Genomic DNA, 18,484 nt, shown 5'->3' with positions numbered 1-18,484 from the left:
CGAAATGCGCCCCGGGGCCGGGAAGCGTTCAAGGTGCGGACGGAGCCGGGGCGGCCCCGGCTGCCGCGGGCGCGGCGGAGCCGGCGACGCCGCCCGAAGGAGGCGTGGTGACGAACCCGATGCGCGTCATGCCCGAACGGCGCGCCGAAGCCATGACCTTGGCCAGGGTCTCGTAGCGGGTATTCTGGTCCGCACGGATGCGGATCTCGGGTTGCGGCTTGGTGCCGGCAATCGACTTGAAGCGGTTGGGCAGGTCATCGATATTGACCGGCTTCTCGTCCCAGAACAGCGCCCCGCTGGCATCGATGGCCAGGTCGACGGTCTTGGGTTCTTCCTCGATCTGCTCGGCCGCCACCTGGGGCATGTTGATCTTGATCGAATGCGCCAGCAGCGGCGCGGTGATGATGAAGATCACCAGCAGCACCAGCATCACGTCGATCAGGGGCACCATGTTGATCTCGGAAACCGTACTGCTTCCGGATCCTTTACCCTCGAAGCTGCCAAAGGCCATTATTCGCTCCCGCGTTGAGCCGCAGCGCCGTTACCGTTCTGGCGGCGCAGGGCGCGCACCTTGCCATCGGACAGAGCGACCTGCTGGCCGGTGGTCAGGAACGCGAACAAATCATGCGCAAAGGCATCCAGGCGCGACAGGAACACGCGGTTGTTGCGCACGAAGGTGTTGTAGGCCAGCACCGCGGGAATGGCGACCGCCAGGCCCAGGCCCGTCATGATCAGCGCTTCGCCCACCGGACCGGCGATGCGGTTGATGGTCACGCCGTCGGACAGGCCGATGCCGACCAGGGCATGGTACACGCCCCAGACCGTGCCGAACAGGCCCACGAACGGCGCCGTCGAACCCACCGAGGCCAACACGGTCAGGCCGTTTTCCAGCTTGGCGGTTTCTTCGTCGATGACCTTGCGCATGGTGCGCGTGACGAAATCGGAGTTGCTGCCCGACTCTTCAAGCTTGGTCGCGCCGAACTTGTTGTGATGCGCCTGCGCATGCATGGCGTGGCTGGCCAGGTGCGAGAACGGGTCGCGCGCGCCGTGCGTGACGATTTCGTTTTCGACCTGTTCGAGCGAGCTGGCGTTCCAGAACTTGTTCAGGAAGTCCGCCGAGCGCTTGCGCATGCTGACGTTGCTGGCGACCTTGACCAGGATCAGATACCAGGTCACCAGCGACATCAGGATCAGGATGATGAAGAGGCTCTTGCCGACGAAGTCGCTCTGCGCGACAAAGTGCAGGAAGCCCATGTCGGGAACCGCGGCGGGCGCCGGCGCGGCAGGCAGCGCGGCAGCAGCGCCTTGCAGCGCATCGGCCGATTGCTGAGCCACGGCGCCGACGGTCGAAGCGGCTTGTTGAGCTGCGGGCGCGGCCGCAGCCGCGGCAGGCGCAGCGGCGGCGGCAGCCGGTGCTGCCGGGCTGGTGGTCGCCTGCGCCACCAGGGTGGCGCTATGCAGTGCGTTGGACATCTCAGTTCCTCATTACGAAATCGAACGGAATTTTGGCTTTGGCGGGATAGGCCACGCCGTTACGGGTATACGGTTTGAATCGGCCCTTGCGGGCGGCTGCCAGCGCCGATTCGTCCAGGCGCGGAAAGCCCGAGGACGCATCGATGGTTGCCCGCTCTACCAGCCCCTGGGTGTTGATCTCGACCAACACCACCACCCGGCCCTCTTCCCGCATGCGGCGCGACGCCATCGGATAGTTGGGCATCGGGCGCGCGCCTTGGAATTCAATGCTGGACACCAGCACCGGCTGATCCGGCGGCGGCCCCTGCTGCGGCCCTTGCGGCGCCTGCGTGCCTTCGGGCGCGCCGCTGGGCGGCGTCTTCGGCGCTTCCGGCTTGGGCTCGACCTTGACGTCCTGCTTGGGCTCGGGCTTGGGTTTAGGCTTGGGAGGCGGCTTGGGCTTGGGTTTGGGCGCCGGCATCGGCGGCTTTTCGACCACTGGCTCCGGTTCGGGTTCAGGCTCCGGCTCGGGCTTGAGCTCGGGTTCAGGCTCGGGTTCGACTTCGGGCTGCGGCGGCTCGGGCGGGGTTTCCGTCACCGGCTGCGGCTCCTCGGGAGTGGGTTCGGCCTTGGCGATCTGGGGTATGGGCGCATCCACCACGCTCACCATGATGGCTTCGGGTTCCTCGAGTTCAGGACGATTCTCGGGTGCCATGAAGATGGCGCCGATCACTGCCGCATGCAGCGCCAGGACCGTCAGGCCAGCGCCTGCGCGTATACCGAATGAAGAGCGCGAAGAAGAATTCCAACCGCGTTGAAAACTAGGCATGAATCAGCCAGGGTGCATTGACTTATCCGGCCAGCCAGGAAAGACGCACACGCGATGGCGACGCCGGCTGACCGGTACAAGCCCACAATAATATCTTAAATGCGAATGATTCGCACGTCCTATTTCATCTGACCCCGTCTTACATTTCCGGGCGGGATCAACAGGCATGAGCGTTACGGCGCGCGCAAAACAAAAAACCCGCCACCATGACGTGTGCGGGTTTTGTGCGGAGCGCATATCGGAGCTTTTGGTGGGTGCTACAGGGGTCGAACCTGTGACCTACGCCTTGTAAGGGCGCCGCTCTACCAACTGAGCTAAGCACCCATTTTGATGCAGCCTCAAGACGAAATTCGCGAAAAATCCGTACAAGCAACTGCCAACCGGGGCACTCAAAAGCAATACGCGGGCCGGAGTATACCGGACCGCGCAATTGTGGGCAAATCGCCAGGGCTGAATGCCTGCGACCCGCCCGCCGTCCATTAGTTGACGGCGTCCTTCAGGGCCTTGCCCGGACGGAACTTCGGCACCTTGGCCTTCTTGATCTTGATGGTTTCGCCAGTGCGCGGATTACGGCCGGTGCGAGCGGCGCGAGCCGACACAGCGAACGTGCCAAAGCCAACCAACGTAACCGTACCGCCCTTCTTCAGGGTGGTCTTGACGGCACCGATCAGGGCGTCGAGCGAACGACCAGCGGCGGCCTTGGAGATGTCGGCCTTGCTGGCGATGTGATCGATGAGTTCGGTTTTGTTCATTCAGGTGTACCCCTCACAAGGTATTGAGTCTGCCGGAGTGCAGTTCATGGCCGTCATGATGGACGCCGCTGAAGACGCAAAACCGACAAACGACGAACAGACAGTGGATAAACTTTTTTCTTGCGCTGCGAAGCACAACTTTTAAACTGCTGCGCCGCCTGGATTCAATGGCAAATTGCCTTCAAATCACCAGCGACGCAGACGTGTATTAGGCCTTGGCGTGGCGCGGCTGTCAAGCGAAAACCTCACCACAACCCGCGTCAATACTAGCTTTTAGACCGTTTCGCAATAAACAGAAACACGCATTTCGGTGTTTGCGCGACACCCTCGAAAACGATCGTTAACTTGCGTCAGACATCGGCCCATCGACGCAGCAAATTGTGATAAATGCCGGTGAGTTGCACGATCGAGGGATGCCCCGCGGCATCCTGATTCAAGCGCTGTATGGCCACGTCCATGTCCAGCAGCAGCGCGCGCTGACTGTCTTCGCGCACCAGGCTTTGCATCCAGAAAAACGACGACACGCGCGCGCCGCGCGTCACCGGATTGACCTTGTGCAGGCTGGTGCCCGGGTACAGCACCATGTGCCCCGCCGGCAACTTCACCGCGCGCGGGCCATAGGTGTCATCGATGACCAGCTCGCCGCCGTCGTAGGAGTCGGGGTCGGAGAAGAACAGCGTTGCCGACAGGTCGGTGCGCACGCGCTCAGCCGTGCCGGCGATGCCGCGCACCGCGTTGTCCACGTGATAGCCGAACGCTTCCCCGCCCTCGTAGCGATTGAACAAGGGCGGAAAGATCTTGCGCGGCAGCGCGGCCGACATGAACAAGTTGTTGGCCGCCAGGCGCTGCAGGATCAGATTGCCCAGCTCCTGGGCCAGAGGATGCTGCTCCGGCAGTTGGCGGTTGCGCTTGACCTCGGCCGACTGATAGCCGGCCGTGACTTTGCCGTCGACCCAATCGGCGGCATCCAGGCGGCGCCGGATCTCGGCCGCCTCTTCTGGCGTGAAAACTTCTGCGATCTGTATGAGCATGGGCGCTATCCCGATTGCGTTGCAAGCGCGCCCGGCCACCGGCCGCGCGCGTGCCGCATTATCCCTGCAGGCAACCGTTGAGCGCCTGATCGAAATCAAACAGCAGATCGGCCTCGTCTTCGATGCCCACGGACACGCGGATGAGACTGTCCGCGATGCCCATTTGCTTACGGCGCTCGGCGCCCATTTCGTAATAGATGGTGTGGGCGGCAGGCAGCGCCAGGCTGCGCGTATCGCCCAGGTGGGTCGCCATCAGCACGATGCGCAGGCGGTTCAGGAAATCGAAGCAGTCCACCCCGTCCGCCAGCTCGACGCCCAGCAGGCCGCCGAAGCGCGAGCCGAACAGCGCCGCCGCGCGCGCATGCTGCGGGTGGCTGGCAAGCCCGGGGTAATGCACCTTGGCCACGCCCGGATGATCCTCCAGGAAGCGCGCCAGCGCCAGCGCGTTGGCGCAGTGCTTGGCCATGCGCAGGGCCAGGGTCTCGGCACCCACCGCGATGCGGTGCGCGGGTTCGGCCGCCAAGGTGCCTCCCATGTCGCGCAGACCCTTCTTCTTGACCTGCGTAAGCCCCCAACTGGTGGACGGCCCCTTGCGATAGGCCTCGTAGATGTTCGAGTAGTTCGACCAGTCATACAGCCCCGTGTCCGTGACGGCGCCACCCAATGCATTGCCATGACCGCCAATGTATTTGGACAGCGAGTTCATCACCAGGGACGCCCCGACCGAGACCGGCCGGAACATCCAGGGCGAGGTCAAGGTGTTGTCGACGACATAGACCAGACCCTTCTCGCGGCAGATTTCCCCGATCACGGCCAGGTCAGCAACTTGCGTGCCCGGGTTGGCGATGGTTTCGGTGAAAACCATGCGGGTGTTGGGCTGGATCGCCGCGCGCACCTGCGCCGAATCGGTTGCGTCCACGAAGGTGATCTCCACGCCCAGCTCCAGCAGCGTGCCCAGCAGGCTGTTGGTGTTGCCGAACACGAACTGGCTGGACACCAGGTGATCGCCGCGGCGCAGCAGCGTGGTGAAGATGGCAGCCAGCGCGGCCATGCCGGTCGCGAAGCTGACCGTGCCCTTGCCGCTTTCCATCTGGTTGATCTTGGCCTCCAGCGCGGTGGTGGTGGGCGTGCCTTGGCGGGCGTAGGTGAAGCCGGCCTTGCCCTGGAAGACCGCGGCCAGCTCGCGCGCGTCTTCGTAGGCGAACTCCGAGGACGGATGCATGGGCTTGTGCACCGCTCCGTGCTCGACGGATTGCTTGCGGTCGGAATGGAGGATCGTGGTGGTAAAGCCGTTCTGGTGCATGATGGGCTGACGCGAAGAGGGTGTGGTCTACAAGATAGGCAAGACGGATAAATCAGGAACGGCGCTGGCGCACGGTTTCATAGAGGCAGACGGCGCTGGCCACGCTGACGTTCAGGCTTTCCACCGAACCCAGCATGGGAATGTTCACCAGTTGATCGCAGGTTTCCCGCGTCAGACGGCGCATGCCCTCGCCTTCCGCCCCCATGACCCAGGCCATGGGCTGGCGCGCATCGATCTGGTGCATGCTGTCGGTGGCCTGGTCGTCCGTGCCCACCAGCCACACGCCGCGGTCCTTCAGGCTGCGCATGGTGCGCGCCAGGTTGGTCACCATCAGATAGGGCACCGTATCGGCCGCCCCGCACGCCACGCGCTGCACGGTCGCGTTCAGGCCGACGGCCCGGTCGCGCGGCGCGATGACGGCGTGCACGCCGGCGGCATCCGCGGTGCGCAGGCAGGCGCCCAGATTGTGGGGATCGGTCACGCCATCCAGGATCAACAGCAGCGGCGGACCTTCGATGACGTCGAGCACCTCATCCACGTCCACCGCCAGCTGGCGCTCTTCGGCCAGCGCCACCACGCCCTGATGGCGGGTGCCGCGGGATAGCCCGTCCAGACGCTCCATGGGGACCGGATGCAGGCGGCAGCCCGCTTTTTCGGCTTGCTCGATGAACGTCTGCATCCGCTTGTCGCGGCGCGACGCCTCTACATAGATTTCCTTGATCGAGTCGGGCGCGTGGCGCAGCCGCGCAACAACCGCGTGAAACCCGGCCAGGACTTGGGTCGACGCCATAAATGCAATACCTTTAGATAAACGAATACCCGCCCCAGAGCGGGGCGGGCCACCGGACCAAGCCGGCCATAGATGCAATGTTACCCCTTATGGCGCGGCCGCCCTACGACGGCCGCGCCATAAGGAAGTGTCAGTGGCGCTTGTGCGCGGCCTTCTTGGCCGGCGCGGCGCGCTTGGATGCCTTGGGCGCCCGCGGCGGCTTGCTGGCCTTCTTGGCCTCGGCGCGCCGCTCCTTGGCGGTTTGGCCCTTCAGGGCGGCGGGCTTGGGCGACGCTGCCTTCTTGACGCGGCGGGAAGACTCGTCCGGACTGCGGGCCGAGGCCTTGCGCAAGGCGTCGAAGCTGGTGCCCTGCACCAGGCGGAACTCGATGCGGCGGGCTTCGAGGTCCACGCGCGACACCTGCACCTGCACCTTGTCGGTCAGGCGGTAACGCATGCCGGTACGCTCGCCGCGCAACTCGTGCAGGGCGTCGTTGAACTGGAAGTACTCGCCGCCCAGCTCGGAAACATGCACCAGCCCTTCGACGTGCAGGGTATCCAGCGTGACGAAGATGCCGAAGCTGGCGACGCCGGTAACGGTGCCGCTGAAGTCCTCGCCCACGCGCTCCTTGACGAACCAGCACTTCAGCCAGGCCTCGACGTCGCGCGACGCCTCGTCGGCGCGGCGCTCGCTGGCAGACAGCACCAGGCCCATCTTTTCCCAGATGGCATGTTCGTGCTCGCGCTGCGTGCGGCCGATCACCACGGGCTGGTCTTCCAGGCTGGGCACGTAGCGCTGACCAGCCAGCAACGCCTTGATGACACGATGCGTCAGCAGGTCGGGATAGCGGCGGATGGGCGAAGTGAAGTGGCTGTAGCCGGGATAGGACAGGCCGAAGTGGCCCATGTTGTCGGGGCTGTAGACCGCCTGCTGCATGGAGCGCAGGCACATCGTCTGCAATAGCTGGTAGTCGGGGCGTCCGCGCACCGAATCCAGGAAATCGCCGTAATCCTTGGCCGTGGGCGTCTCGCCGCCGCCCAGCGACAGGCCCATGGTGCGCAGGAACTCGCGCAGCGATTGCAGGCGCTCGGGCGTGGGGCCTTCGTGGATGCGGTACAGGCCGGGATGCTTGCTGCGGGCCATGAAGTCGGCCGCGCAGGTATTGGCGGCCAGCATGCACTCTTCAATCAGCTTGTGGGCATCGTTGCGCACCGACGGCACGATCTGTTCGATGCGGCCGAGCTCGTTGCAGACGATCTTGGTTTCGACCGTGTCGAAGTCGATGGCGCCGCGCTTCTTGCGCCCTTGCGCCAGCAGTTGAAAGAGTTCGTACAGGTGCTGGACCTGGGGCATGACGCTGCGCATGGCGTGCGCGGCCGGACCGCCGGGCTGCTGCAGGGCGGCCCAGATGTTCGTATAGGTGGTGCGCGCATGCGAGTGCATGACCGCGTTATAGAACTGGTAGGCGGTGACGGTGCCGGCCTTGGCGCCGCTGGCCGGAATGACCATGTCGCAAACCAGCACCAGGCGGTCGACGTCCGGGTTCAGCGAACACAAGCCGTTGGACAGGGACTCCGGCAGCATCGGGATGACCCGGCGCGGGAAGTACACGCTGGTGCCGCGTTCGATCGCGTCGTCGTCCAGGGCGTCACCCGGACGCACATAGTGGCTGACGTCGGCGATGGCCACCAGCAGGCGCCAGCCCGGACGCTTGCGCTGACCCGTACCCAGCTCCACGGGTTCACAGTACACCGCGTCGTCGAAGTCGCGCGCGTCCTCGCCGTCGATGGTGATGAGCGGCACGTCGCGCAGGTCGACGCGGTCCTTGAGATCGGTCTTCCTGACCACGTCCGGCAGGCGGGCGGCCTGCTTGAGCGCGGCCTCGGAGAAATCGACCGGCACGTCGAACTTGCGCACCGCGATCTCGATCTCCATGCCGGGATCGTCGATCTCACCCAGCACCTCGGCCACACGGCCCAGCGGCTGCGTATGGCGCGTGGGCTGCTCCATGATTTCAACCGCGACCACCTGCCCATGCTGGGCGCCGTTGGTGTCGCTGGGCGGAATCAGGATGTCATGCTTGATGCGCTGGTCCTCGGGCACGACGATGGACAGGCCATGCTCGTGCAGGAAGCGCCCCACCAGCTTGTTGGTACGGCGCTCAATGACTTCGACGATGGTGCCTTCCGGCTTGCCGCGGTATTCGCCAGTGGGCTTGACCAGTACGCGGTCGCCATGCAGCACCTTGAGCATTTCGCGCGGCGACAGGAACAGGTCCGGGCCGCCGTCATCACGCAGCAGGAAGCCGAAGCCGTCGCGATGCCCCAGCACCTTGCCGGCAACGAAGTCCAGTTTGGTGGCCAGCAGCAACACGCCCTTGCGGTTGGGCATCAATTGGCCGTCGCGCTCCATGGCGCCCAGGCGGCGCTCAAATCCCACCATCGTCGCGGCGCGCTCGACGCCCATGCGTTCGGCCAGTTCCACCGGAGACAGCGGCGAGCCTGCGGCGCGCAGCGCTTTCAGGATGGCTTCACGGGACGGGACATCAGGATCGAAGTCCGGCGGCGCTTCGGGCAAGGGTGTTGATCTGTTGTTATTCGATTCGTTATTCGATCGTTTTGCCAAAGCTAAAATTTCCGTATATAATGCGCAGCTTCTGTGGTTCGCCCAAGGCTGAACACTGAAGCAGAAAATGGTCAGAAAGGCCGGGAAGTTTAAAACCCAGCCGGGGTTTGAAAAGCAAGTTGCTTAAAAACCTTATTGTAGAACCAACTGCACTTTGGACGCATGTTTTAGTTAATGTGTTTTAACTGAAGCGATGCAACTAGAGCGGCAGCGTATCACATACTTCTGACAGTATCTCTCAGTGCCCAGGTGGCGGAATTGGTAGACGCGCATGGTTCAGGTCCATGTGCCGCAAGGTGTGGAGGTTCGAGTCCTCTCCTGGGCACCACGGAATTTCAATCAAGACCATGCAAGCCGGTCTTGATGGCAAAAGCTAAAAGGCCCCGGAAATCGCAAGATTTCCGGGGCTTTTGCTTTGCATCGCCCTACCCTCGTCGCTTCAACGCCACGGCACCTTGCGATTCAAATGATGCCGCGCATACAGGTCGGCGCCCATGCCGTCGATCTGACCGTCGATCAAGGCCTCGAAAGGCTTTAACAACGCATCGAAATTCATCGGCGCCTCAAGCGCATTCAAGGCATGCGTCACAGCCTCTATCGTCGACAGCGCACCTGGCACGTCGGCGTGGCGAACCCGGTAGCGCGTGGAAAGCCCCGCAGGCAGCATCACGCGCGGCAACGCGGCAAGCCCGGGATTGATATGCAGCAGCTTGCGCGCATGCCCCCAGGTGCCGTCGGGCACGATCAATCTGATCGGCGCGCCAAGCTCCTGCCCATAGCCCGGCGCCAGTACCTCAGCGCCTTCGCCCGGAAACAGCAGGCGCGGCAGATAGCCCGGCAACGCCCAATCGTCTTCCGAAAAATATTCGCCGACGACGCGGCGCGCGCCATCCAGGCCCAGCACAGCCAGCCTCGCGGTGTTCAAGGCGTGGCGCGCCTCGCTTGGATGCTGCAGCACCACCACTTGGGTGCGGCAGGAAAGCGAGGGAATCAGCGCGCACAGGCAGTGCGATAGAGGACGCAGGCAACGCGTGCAGAGGGTACGGGACATGGGGCGACACTATATCGAAAGTTCGAAAGCGGCCCGGCAGCAAAAAAATATGAAAAAAAAGCCACACGACTTGCACACTTCAAAAAAAGTGTGCATAATCTCATTCCTCTGCTGCTGAACAAGAAACAACGCGAAAGCGAAGCGACAAGTAAAGCATCAGCGCCCAGGTGGCGGAATTGGTAGACGCGCATGGTTCAGGTCCATGTGCCGCAAGGTGTGGAGGTTCGAGTCCTCTCCTGGGCACCAATTATTACATCACGAGGTACCTGCGTGATGCGCCAAAAAAACCCCGAACGCGTAAGCGTCCGGGGTTTTTTCTTTGTCCGGCCCTTTTCTTTATCCAGCCTGTTTGATTGCCCGGCCCGGCTCACAGGCAGACGCTTTGAGCCGGGCGGCCCGCCTTACTTCAGCACGCGGGTCATGACCACGTGCGGAATACCGGCCTCGACGAATTCCTCGCCTTCCACATTGAAGCCATGGGCTTGGTAGAAGCCCGCCGCGTGCGTCTGCGCGTGCAGCACCAGCATGCGATGGCCGTCGCCATGCCCCTGTTCGATCAACGCGTCCAGCAACTGACTGCCGACGCCCATGCCACGGGCCTTCTTGTGGACCGCCATGCGGCCGATATGGCCATCGGGCAGAAGCCGGCCCGTGCCCATCGGCGTGCCGTCCGGGCCGTATGCCACGGCGTGCACCGACACGGCGTCATCGTCGTCCAGCTCGACCTCGGGCGGCACTTTCTGTTCGACGACGAACACTTCGTGGCGCACCGAATACGCGTCGTCGCGCAAACGGTCCCAGGTTCCCAGGGCGATACGCACCGTTGCTTGTTTGTTGGTCGACATGTCCATCCCTCGCGTGCAGCAAATGAATAAAAGAATCCTAAACCCCATTTTGGCAGGGATGAACAATGGCCAAAAGGGGGTACGATCGCGGCTTGCCCACGTCGTCCATGTTCCCCCACATGCCGCCTGCCGCTCCCCCCGCCTGGTTGAAAGCCGCGCCCGCGCTCTTCCTGCTTCTCTGGTCCAGCGGTTTCGTCGTGCTCAAAGTGGGCCTGGCCTATGCCGACCCCATGACGTTCCTGGCGCTGCGCTACGCCTGCGTGGTGCTGATACTTGCGCCCTTCATGCTGTTCCTGCGCCCGCCGCTGCCGCGCGGCGCCAGTGCCTGGGGCCACCTGGCGATGGTCGGGCTGCTGTTGCAGGCAGGCTACTTCTGCTTTACCTACCTTTCGCTCAAACAGGGGATGTCGGCCGGCGCCCTGGCGCTGATCACGTCGCTGCAACCCATCCTGATCGGCCTGCTGGCGCCGGTGATTGCGCACGAGAAGGTCGATGCGCGCCGTTGGGCAGGCTTGGGGCTGGGGGTATCGGGCGCGGCGCTCGTGATCATCGCCAAGGCCTCGATCGACGTGATCTCTCCGCTGGGCCTGGCGTTCGCCATCAGCGCCCTGCTCTGCATCACCGGCGGCACGCTGTACGAAAAGCGTTTTGGCGTGCAGACGCATCCCGTCACCTCGAACATGGTGCAGTACGCGGTCGGCCTGATCGCCACCGCGCCGCTGGCGTTCTGGCTGGAGCCGATGCACATCGAATGGACCGGCCCCCTGCTGGGTTCGCTGGCTTACCTGGTCGTGGGCAATTCGCTGGTGGCGATCACCTTGCTGCTGACCATGATCCGCTACGGCGAGGCCTCGCGCGTGTCGGCGCTGTTCTTCCTGGTGCCGCCTTGCACCGCCATCATTGCGCTGATCATCCTGGGCGAAGCCATTCCCGCGCTGGCCTGGCCGGGCATGGCGCTGGCGGCGCTCGGCATCCTGCTGGTGACGCGCACGGCGCGCACCGCCGCCAAGTAGAATGAGCGCCCCACCAGATCCCTGCCCATGAACGCCGTCGTTACCTCCGCCCTGCCGGTCTTCGCGCTGATCCTGACCGGCTGGCTAGCCGCCCGTTGGCGCATCCTGGGCACCGGCGCCACCGACGCGCTGAACCGCTATGTCGTCTATTTGTCGCTGCCCGCGCTGCTGTTCCGCGCCATGACGCAGGTGGACCTGACGCACATGGCGCACTGGGGTTTCGTGGGCGCCTTCGCGGGTGGCATCGCCGTCACGTTCCTGGCCTCGTTTCTCGGCGCGCGCCGCACGCAGCGCGCGCTGACCGACCGTGGCATCCAGGGCCTGGCCGCGTCCTATGCCAACGCCGGCTACATGGGCATTCCGCTGTGCCTGGCGCTGTTGGGCCCTGACAGCATGGCGCCCGCCACATTCACCACCCTGCTCACCGCCAGCGTGCTGTTCGGCTTCGCCATCGCCTTGATCGAGTTCGACCGCCAGCAGACGCCCAACCTGTCCTTGACCCTGTTCAAGGTCGGCCGCGCGCTGCTGCGCAACCCGCTGCTGGCGGCGCCGCTGCTGGGCCTGGCCTGGGCTTTCACCGGCCTCGCGCTGCCGGAGGGCGTGGACCGCTACGTAGCCTTGCTGGGCGCGTCCGCCAGTCCCTGCGCCCTGGTCACGATCGGCCTGTTCCTGGCGCAGACGGAGACGTCCAGCTCGGGACCCGGCGTCATGCGCCTGGTCGCCGGCAAGCTGCTGCTGCAGCCCGCCGTCACGGCAGTGCTGGCGTTCTACGTCTTCGCCATGCCGCCAGTGTGGGCCTGGACCGCCGTGCTGATGAGCGCGCTGCCCATCGGCACCGGCCCTTTCATGCTGGCCCAGATGTACGGCCGCGACGCCCGCGTGACCTCGCGCGCCATCCTGGTTTCCACCGTCGCATCGGTGCTGACCGTCAGCCTGCTGGTCGCCTGGATCAGCGCACACCCGATCTCCTGATTGCTCTTCATCATGTTGCTCGCCGTCGCCATCTTCGTACTCACCATCACGCTGGTCATCTGGCAGCCCAGGGGCCTGTCGATCGGCTGGAGCGCCGTGCTGGGCGCGGCGCTTGCCCTGGCCACGGGCGTGGTCCACCTGGCCGACATCGCGGATGTCTGGCGCATTGTCTGGAACGCGACCGCCACCTTCATCGCCATCATCGTCACCAGCCTGATCCTGGACGAGGCCGGCTTTTTCGAATGGTCCGCGCTGCACGTGGCGCGCTGGGGCGGCGGCCGCGGCCGGCTGCTGTTCGTATTGATCGTGCTGCTGGGCGCCGCCGTGTCCGCCCTGTTCGCCAACGACGGCGCGGCGCTGATCCTTACGCCCATCGTCATGGAAATGCTGGTGGCGCTGGGCTTCGGCCCCGGCGCATCGCTGGCCTTCGTGATGGCTGCGGGCTTCATCGCGGACACGGGCAGCATCGCGCTGATCGTATCCAACCTGGTCAACATCGTGTCGGCCGACTTCTTCAATATCGGCTTCGGCGAGTACGCATCGGTAATGCTGCCGGTGAACCTGATGGCCGTGGCGTCCACGCTGGGGGTGTTGCTGCTGTTTTTCCACCGCAGCATTCCGCCGCGCTACGACGTGAGCCAGCTGCCCGCGCCCGCGTCCGCAATCCGCGACCTGACCACCTTCCGCGCCGGCTGGGTCGTGCTGACCCTGCTGCTGGCGGGCTTTTTCATCCTGGAACCCATGGGCATCCCGGTCAGCGCCATCGCCGCCGTCGGCGCGCTGGGCCTGCTGCTGATCGCGGGACGGCAGCACATCGTCGGCACGCGCCGCATCATGCGCGAGGCGCCCTGGCACATCGTGGTGTTCTCGCTGGGCATGTACCTGGTGGTGTATGGCCTGCGCAACGCCGGCCTGACTGCGCACCTGGCGCAAGTGCTGGACCGCTGCGCGGAATACGGCGTCTGGGGCGCGGCGATGGGCACGGGCCTCATCACCGCCTTCCTGTCGTCCATCATGAACAACCTGCCTACCGTGCTGGTGGGCGCGCTGTCGATCGCGGACACCAGCGCCACGGGAGCCGTGAAGGACGCAATGATCTACGCCAACATCATCGGCAGCGATCTGGGTCCCAAGATCACGCCTATCGGCAGCCTGGCCACGCTGCTGTGGCTGCACGTGCTGGCGCGCAAGGGCCTGCGCATCACCTGGGGCTACTACTTCAAGGTCGGCATCGTGCTGACGTTGCCTGTGCTGCTGCTGACTCTGGCCGCGCTGGCTTGGCGCCTGCAGTAAACTCTATATAATTTTTAGTTATATAAAAGGCATTAATTGGTGTTTTGATCCAGCCGTCCACCGCTTTAGACTTCCAACCACCACACGGGTGCCTGCGCGCGCCCGTTTTGCTTTCTTACGTATCAAGTTCCGGGACTCGCCCATGAGCACCAACGCCTCGACTCTCCCCCTGCCTTCCTCGGCCCTGCCGCCCATCCAGATCAACCGCAAGCCGCTCTGGATCGCCCTGCTGCTGGTGCTGGCGGGCGCCCTGTACCTGCATGAGACCGTCAGCTGGCGCCAGGGCGCGCTGTGGATCGTCGGCGCCCTGCTGGGCGTGACCCTGTACCACGCCTCCTTCGGCTTCACGCAGGCCTGGCGCGTGTTCGTGTCCGACCGCCGCGGCGCGGGGCTGCGCGCGCAGATGCTGATGCTGGCCGCGGGCGTGCTGCTGTTCTTCCCCTTCCTGGCGGCCGGCACGCTGTTTGGCCAACCCGTCAGCGGCTTCGTGTCGCCCCCGGGAGTCTCAGTCCTGCTGGGCGCCTTCCTGTTCGGCATCGGCATGCAGCTGGGCGGCGGCTGCGCCTCGGGTACGCTGTTCGCGGTCGGCGGCGGCAACACCCGCATGGTGGTCACGCTGCTGTTCTTCATCATCGGCTCGGTCATTGCGACCGCCAACTTCGGCTGGTGGTCGAGCCTGCCGGCGCTGGCGCCGACCTCGCTGATCAAGACCTGGGGCCTGGCGCCCGCGCTGGCCATCAACCTGGCCGTGTTCGCGCTGATCGCGTGGGCGGCCACGGCGCTGGAGAAGCGCCGCCACGGCCATGTGATCTCGTTCGCCTCGCGCACCGCGCGCCCGGCCTCCCTGCTGCAAGGCCCCTGGCCGCTGATCTGGGGCGGCGTGGCGCTGGTTGTGCTGAACTTCGCCACGCTGGCGCTGGCTGGCCGCCCCTGGGGCATCACGTCCGCCTTCGCGCTGTGGGGCGCCAAGACCCTCGACGCCTTGGGCGGCGACGTGGCCACCTGGGCCTACTGGGCCAAGCAGCCCTCGCTGGCCGCGCCGCTGCGCCAGGACGTCACCACCGTCATGGACATCGGCCTGATGCTGGGCGCGCTGGCCGCGGCCAGCGCCGCCGGCAAGTTCGCGCCCATCTGGAAGGTGCCGGCCCGCTCGCTGGCCGGCGCCGTCATCGGCGGCCTGCTGCTAGGCTATGGTTCGCGCCTGGCCTTCGGCTGCAATATCGGCGCCTACTTCAGCGGCATCCTGTCGGGCAGCCTGCATGCCTGGCTGTGGCTGCCGGCCGCCTTCGCCGGCAGCGCCCTGGGTGTGCGCCTGCGCCCCGCCTTCGGCCTCGCCGTCGAAAAGACCCCGGCGGCGTCCAGCTGCTGAGAAACAGTATTCCAGGGCTGTCCGCTGGCACGGCCGGACAGCTCCTGGTGTATGGTTGCTCCATCCCGAAATACGGAGATGGACATGAACTGGATTTTCGGCCGCTACACGGCTTTTTTACTGACCCTGATCGGCGCCGCGGTTACCGCCGCCCTGGCCGCGACCAGCTCGCCCGGGTGGCTTTGGCTGGCCGTGCCGCTGACACTGCTGGCCGCGCTGGGCGTCTATGACCTGGCGCAAACGCGCCACGCCATCCGCCGCAACTATCCGGTCCTGGGCAATCTGCGCTTCCTGTTCGAATTCATCCGGCCCGAGATCCGCCAATACTTCCTGGAAGACGACACGCAGGCCGCGCCGTTCTCGCGCGCGCAGCGCTCCATCGTCTACCAGCGCGCCAAGCGCGAGATCGACAAGCGTCCCTTCGGCACCCAGGAAGACGTCTACGGCGACCGCTACGAATGGATCAACCATTCCATGTCGCCCTCGCAAATCCCCGACACCGACTTCCGCGTCACGGTGGGTGGCCCCGAGTGCAAGCAGCCCTACTCCATGTCCGCGTTCAACGTGTCGGCCATGAGCTTTGGCGCCTTGTCGGCCAATGCCATCCTGGCCCTGAACGAAGGCGCGCGCCAGGGCGACTTCGCGCACGACACCGGTGAAGGCGGCATCAGCCGCTACCACCGCCAGCCGGGCGGCAGCCTGGTCTGGAACATCGGCTCGGGCTACTTCGGTTGCCGCGACGAACACGGCGCGTTCTCCGAAGAGGCTTTCGTCAAGAATGCCTGTACGCCGCAGGTCAAGATGATCGAGATCAAGCTGTCGCAGGGCGCCAAGCCCGGCCATGGCGGCATCCTGCCCGCCGGCAAGGTGACGCCGGAGATCGCCGAAGCGCGCGGCGTCGTGGCCTGGCAGGACTGCAATTCGCCGGCCACCCATTCCGCCTTCGATACGCCCATCGGCCTGATGAAATTCGTGGCGCGCCTGCGCGAACTGTCCGGCGGCAAGCCGGTGGGCTTCAAGTTCTGCGTGGGCCACCCGTGGGAGTGGTTCGCCATCGTCAAGGCCATGCTGGAAACCGGCATCACGCCGGATTTCATCGTGGTGGATGGGGCCGAAGGCGGCACCGGCGCCGCGCCCGTGGAGTTCGTCGACCACGTCGGCACGCCGCTGCGCGAAGCGCTGCGCCTGGTCCACAACACGCTGATCGGCGTGAACCTGCGCGACCGCATCAAGCTGGGCGCATCCGGCAAGATCATCACCGCTTTCGACATGGCCCGCGTCATGGCCATGGGCGCGGACTGGTGCAACGCCGCGCGCGGCTTCATGTTCGCCATCGGCTGCATCCAGGCGCAAGCCTGCCACACCGGCAAATGCCCCACCGGCGTCACCACGCAGGACCCGCTGCGCCAGCGCGCGCTGGTGGTGCCGGACAAGGCGCAGCGCGTCGCCAACTTCCACCGCAACACGCTGCATGCGCTGGCGGAACTGCTGGCCGCGGCCGGCCTGACCCACCCCGGCCAACTGCGCCCGCACCATATCGCACGCCGCATCTCCTCCAGTGAAATCCGGCTGCTGTCGGCGCTGTTCCCGGAACTCGCGCCGGGCGAACTGCTGCGCGGCGAATTCCGCCATCAGGTGTTCCGCGCGGGCTGGGCCATGGCCCAGGCCAGTTCGTTCCAGCCGACCCACGACATCACCACCGCATTGGCGCAAGAGCATGCCGCCCATGCCGCGCCGGCCGCCGCGCAAGTCTGATCCGGCTGCCGCCGGGCGCTACAGCCAGCGCTCGAACATGCGCGAGAAGAACTCCATCGAACGGTCACCCACGCCCCTGGCTTGCCAGGCCTCGGGCGTGATCCGCACCGAATCGGCGACGTCGCGCTGGAACAGCGCCTCCATTTCGGCCGCGAATTCAGGCCCCAGCACCACGGCATTGATTTCGTAGTTCAACGCAAAGCTGCGCCAATCCAGGTTGCTGGACCCCACCGTGGACCACACGCCGTCCACCACCGCGGTCTTGGCATGCAAGAGCGCATCGCGCCGCTCGTAGATTTTCACGCCGGCCTTGAGCAGGTCCGTATAGTGCGAACGTCCCGCATGGAACACCAGCGACGAGTCGCTGAAGCCGGGCAGCACCAGCGCCACGTCGACGCCGCGCCGGGCCGCGTCCGTCAGGACTTCGATGAAGGCGGGATCCGGCACGAAGTACGCCATGGTGATATGGATGTATTCCTGTGCGCTTTCAAACGCCGACATCAGCGTCAGGTAGACGGTGTAGCCATCGCTGCGGTCCGGCTGATTGGCCAGTATCCGCACCGTCGTTGCACCCACGGGCGGCGCCACCTGCGAATTGCCCCCCTTGATCGGCTCCTCGGACTGGGACTCCCAACCCGCGCGGATGACCTGCTCCAGTTGGGCCACGGCAGGCCCTTCGATGCGCAGATGCGTGTCGCGCCAGGGCGCCGCCCGGGCGTCGGCGGCCGCAGGCGCGTCCGCCTTGCCTGCACTGCCTCCGCTACCCGATCCCGAGCTTGGGGAAGACTCGTAGACGCTGCTGACGTTGATGCCGCCCAGGTAGCCGACCTTGCCGTCCACGACCAGCACCTTGCGATGGTTGCGCTGGTTCGGCGACCAGCCCGCGCGGCCGCTCGCCGGGTTGACCGGATTGAAGATCGCCACCTGTACGCCCGCATCGCGCAGGCGCTGGAACAAGGCATCGGGCGTCTTGATCGTGCCGACCGCGTCGACCATCAAGGACACTTCGGCGCCGCGATTGCGCGCCGCGATCAGGGCTTCGGCAAAGCGCGAACCCTCGGCATCGTCATCGAAGATATAGGTTTCCATGTGCACGTACCGGCGAGCCTGCGCGATGGAATGCAGCATGGCGCGGTAGGTGCTGGGGCCGTCCGCCAGCAGCCGGACACGGTTGCCGGCGACCAGGGGCGCGCCGCTGACTGCTCGCTCGACGGCAAGGTGACGCGCGAGAAAGTCGCCCTTGGGAGTCCGCGGGTCCGCGGCGATGCCCTGCCCGCGGCGATAGCTGTCCGAGGCCGCGTCGGAAGACAGGCTGGCCTGCGATGCGCGCGCGCGGCGCTCCTGCGAATCAGGAACACTGGCGCAGGCCGCAAGCCAGACCGCACACGCCAGCGGCAGCAGCAACCGGTGTGCGCGGGCCATCC

The 18,484-nt window shown here is 65.3% G+C and carries 16 protein-coding genes and 3 tRNA genes; 7 read left to right on the top strand and 12 right to left on the bottom strand.

Going from position 1 to position 18,484, the window contains the following annotated elements:
- Positions 1 to 28: 28 nt before the first annotated feature.
- The 9 genes from N5C88_RS04270 to rnr all read right to left on the bottom strand — a co-directional run bounded on the left by N5C88_RS04270 (position 29) and on the right by rnr (position 8,762).
- Entirely contained in the window at positions 29 to 511 is a 483-nt protein-coding gene (locus N5C88_RS04270; protein ID WP_059380456.1) for a biopolymer transporter ExbD, read from the bottom strand.
- Positions 511 to 1,473, bottom strand: a complete 963-nt coding sequence (locus tag N5C88_RS04265) for a MotA/TolQ/ExbB proton channel family protein (RefSeq protein WP_251877137.1) — start codon at positions 1,471 to 1,473, stop codon at positions 511 to 513. Before N5C88_RS04265 ends, N5C88_RS04270 begins: the two co-directional genes overlap by 1 nt.
- Before the next feature lies 1 nt (position 1,474).
- A complete protein-coding gene (locus tag N5C88_RS04260; protein WP_059380458.1) occupies positions 1,475 to 2,281 on the bottom strand; it encodes an energy transducer TonB in 807 nt (268 codons plus the stop codon).
- 248 nt (positions 2,282 to 2,529) lie between these two features.
- Positions 2,530 to 2,605 (bottom strand) — tRNA-Val (locus N5C88_RS04255).
- Positions 2,606 to 2,760: 155 nt separating this feature from the next.
- Complete coding sequence (locus tag N5C88_RS04250) at positions 2,761 to 3,033, bottom strand: HU family DNA-binding protein (protein WP_003812968.1); 273 nt, start codon at positions 3,031 to 3,033, stop codon at positions 2,761 to 2,763.
- A 350-nt stretch (positions 3,034 to 3,383) separates the two neighbouring features.
- Entirely contained in the window at positions 3,384 to 4,064 is a 681-nt protein-coding gene (locus N5C88_RS04245) for a Fe2+-dependent dioxygenase (protein ID WP_118932220.1), read from the bottom strand.
- A 58-nt stretch (positions 4,065 to 4,122) separates the two neighbouring features.
- Entirely contained in the window at positions 4,123 to 5,367 is a 1,245-nt protein-coding gene (locus tag N5C88_RS04240; protein ID WP_251877142.1) for a cystathionine gamma-synthase family protein, read from the bottom strand.
- A 52-nt stretch (positions 5,368 to 5,419) separates the two neighbouring features.
- Positions 5,420 to 6,157, bottom strand: coding sequence for a 23S rRNA (guanosine(2251)-2'-O)-methyltransferase RlmB (rlmB, locus tag N5C88_RS04235; RefSeq protein ID WP_013392619.1), 738 nt, complete (start codon positions 6,155 to 6,157; stop codon positions 5,420 to 5,422).
- Positions 6,158 to 6,287: 130 nt separating this feature from the next.
- On the bottom strand, positions 6,288 to 8,762 hold the full coding sequence (gene rnr / locus N5C88_RS04230; protein WP_059378517.1) for a ribonuclease R: 2,475 nt from the start codon (positions 8,760 to 8,762) through the stop codon (positions 6,288 to 6,290).
- 243 nt (positions 8,763 to 9,005) lie between these two features.
- On the opposite strand from rnr, the gene N5C88_RS04225 reads away from it, so the two are divergent.
- Positions 9,006 to 9,090: transfer RNA gene (locus N5C88_RS04225), tRNA-Leu, on the top strand.
- Positions 9,091 to 9,201: 111 nt separating this feature from the next.
- Here the strand turns inward: N5C88_RS04225 and N5C88_RS04220 are convergent.
- On the bottom strand, positions 9,202 to 9,813 hold the full coding sequence (locus tag N5C88_RS04220; protein ID WP_280014739.1) for a DTW domain-containing protein: 612 nt from the start codon (positions 9,811 to 9,813) through the stop codon (positions 9,202 to 9,204).
- Between the two features lie 161 nt (positions 9,814 to 9,974).
- Between N5C88_RS04220 and N5C88_RS04215 the strand changes: the two genes are divergently transcribed.
- Positions 9,975 to 10,059 (top strand) — tRNA-Leu (locus N5C88_RS04215).
- Positions 10,060 to 10,214: 155 nt separating this feature from the next.
- Here N5C88_RS04215 and N5C88_RS04210 read toward each other — a convergent pair.
- On the bottom strand, positions 10,215 to 10,658 hold the full coding sequence (locus tag N5C88_RS04210) for a GNAT family N-acetyltransferase (RefSeq protein WP_059378555.1): 444 nt from the start codon (positions 10,656 to 10,658) through the stop codon (positions 10,215 to 10,217).
- A gap of 119 nt (positions 10,659 to 10,777) precedes the next feature.
- On the opposite strand from N5C88_RS04210, the gene N5C88_RS04205 reads away from it, so the two are divergent.
- The 5 genes from N5C88_RS04205 (at position 10,778) to N5C88_RS04185 (ending at position 17,060) form a co-directional block, all read left to right on the top strand.
- On the top strand, positions 10,778 to 11,671 hold the full coding sequence (locus tag N5C88_RS04205) for a DMT family transporter (RefSeq protein WP_059378557.1): 894 nt from the start codon (positions 10,778 to 10,780) through the stop codon (positions 11,669 to 11,671).
- 27 nt (positions 11,672 to 11,698) lie between these two features.
- Positions 11,699 to 12,643, top strand: coding sequence for an AEC family transporter (locus N5C88_RS04200; protein WP_280014738.1), 945 nt, complete (start codon positions 11,699 to 11,701; stop codon positions 12,641 to 12,643).
- A 12-nt stretch (positions 12,644 to 12,655) separates the two neighbouring features.
- Positions 12,656 to 13,936: an arsenic transporter gene (locus tag N5C88_RS04195; RefSeq protein ID WP_059378560.1), complete on the top strand. Its 1,281-nt coding sequence runs from the start codon at positions 12,656 to 12,658 to the stop codon at positions 13,934 to 13,936.
- Positions 13,937 to 14,078: 142 nt separating this feature from the next.
- Positions 14,079 to 15,305 carry a YeeE/YedE family protein gene (locus N5C88_RS04190; protein WP_059378521.1) on the top strand — a complete coding sequence of 409 codons (1,227 nt, stop codon included), beginning with the start codon at positions 14,079 to 14,081 and terminating at the stop codon, positions 15,303 to 15,305.
- A gap of 84 nt (positions 15,306 to 15,389) precedes the next feature.
- Positions 15,390 to 17,060 (top strand): FMN-binding glutamate synthase family protein, encoded by a 1,671-nt coding sequence (locus N5C88_RS04185; protein ID WP_280014737.1) that lies wholly within the window; start codon positions 15,390 to 15,392, stop codon positions 17,058 to 17,060.
- Between the two features lie 18 nt (positions 17,061 to 17,078).
- Here the strand turns inward: N5C88_RS04185 and N5C88_RS04180 are convergent, their stop codons facing one another.
- Positions 17,079 to 18,482 (bottom strand): phospholipase D-like domain-containing protein, encoded by a 1,404-nt coding sequence (locus tag N5C88_RS04180; protein ID WP_280014736.1) that lies wholly within the window; start codon positions 18,480 to 18,482, stop codon positions 17,079 to 17,081.
- Between the last annotated feature and the right edge of the window lie 2 nt (positions 18,483 to 18,484).

It is taken from the genome of Achromobacter sp. GD03932 (assembly GCF_029839485.1).
Classification (GTDB): Bacteria; Pseudomonadota; Gammaproteobacteria; order Burkholderiales; family Burkholderiaceae_B; genus Achromobacter; species Achromobacter bronchisepticus_A.
This window is presented reverse-complemented; position numbering and strand designations above follow the sequence as displayed.

Coding starts and splice junctions, on each gene's coding strand:
- N5C88_RS04270 (WP_059380456.1), bottom strand. CDS start 511: ATGGCCTTTGGCAGCTTCGAGGGTAAAGGATCCGGAAGCAGTACGGTT.
- N5C88_RS04265 (WP_251877137.1), bottom strand. CDS start 1,473: ATGTCCAACGCACTGCATAGCGCCACCCTGGTGGCGCAGGCGACCACC.
- N5C88_RS04260 (WP_059380458.1), bottom strand. CDS start 2,281: ATGCCTAGTTTTCAACGCGGTTGGAATTCTTCTTCGCGCTCTTCATTC.
- N5C88_RS04250 (WP_003812968.1), bottom strand. CDS start 3,033: ATGAACAAAACCGAACTCATCGATCACATCGCCAGCAAGGCCGACATC.
- N5C88_RS04245 (WP_118932220.1), bottom strand. CDS start 4,064: ATGCTCATACAGATCGCAGAAGTTTTCACGCCAGAAGAGGCGGCCGAG.
- N5C88_RS04240 (WP_251877142.1), bottom strand. CDS start 5,367: ATGCACCAGAACGGCTTTACCACCACGATCCTCCATTCCGACCGCAAG.
- rlmB (WP_013392619.1), bottom strand. CDS start 6,157: ATGGCGTCGACCCAAGTCCTGGCCGGGTTTCACGCGGTTGTTGCGCGG.
- N5C88_RS04220 (WP_280014739.1), bottom strand. CDS start 9,813: ATGTCCCGTACCCTCTGCACGCGTTGCCTGCGTCCTCTATCGCACTGC.
- N5C88_RS04210 (WP_059378555.1), bottom strand. CDS start 10,658: ATGTCGACCAACAAACAAGCAACGGTGCGTATCGCCCTGGGAACCTGG.
- N5C88_RS04205 (WP_059378557.1), top strand. CDS start 10,778: ATGCCGCCTGCCGCTCCCCCCGCCTGGTTGAAAGCCGCGCCCGCGCTC.
- N5C88_RS04200 (WP_280014738.1), top strand. CDS start 11,699: ATGAACGCCGTCGTTACCTCCGCCCTGCCGGTCTTCGCGCTGATCCTG.
- N5C88_RS04195 (WP_059378560.1), top strand. CDS start 12,656: ATGTTGCTCGCCGTCGCCATCTTCGTACTCACCATCACGCTGGTCATC.
- N5C88_RS04190 (WP_059378521.1), top strand. CDS start 14,079: ATGAGCACCAACGCCTCGACTCTCCCCCTGCCTTCCTCGGCCCTGCCG.
- N5C88_RS04185 (WP_280014737.1), top strand. CDS start 15,390: ATGAACTGGATTTTCGGCCGCTACACGGCTTTTTTACTGACCCTGATC.
- N5C88_RS04180 (WP_280014736.1), bottom strand. CDS start 18,482: ATGGCCCGCGCACACCGGTTGCTGCTGCCGCTGGCGTGTGCGGTCTGG.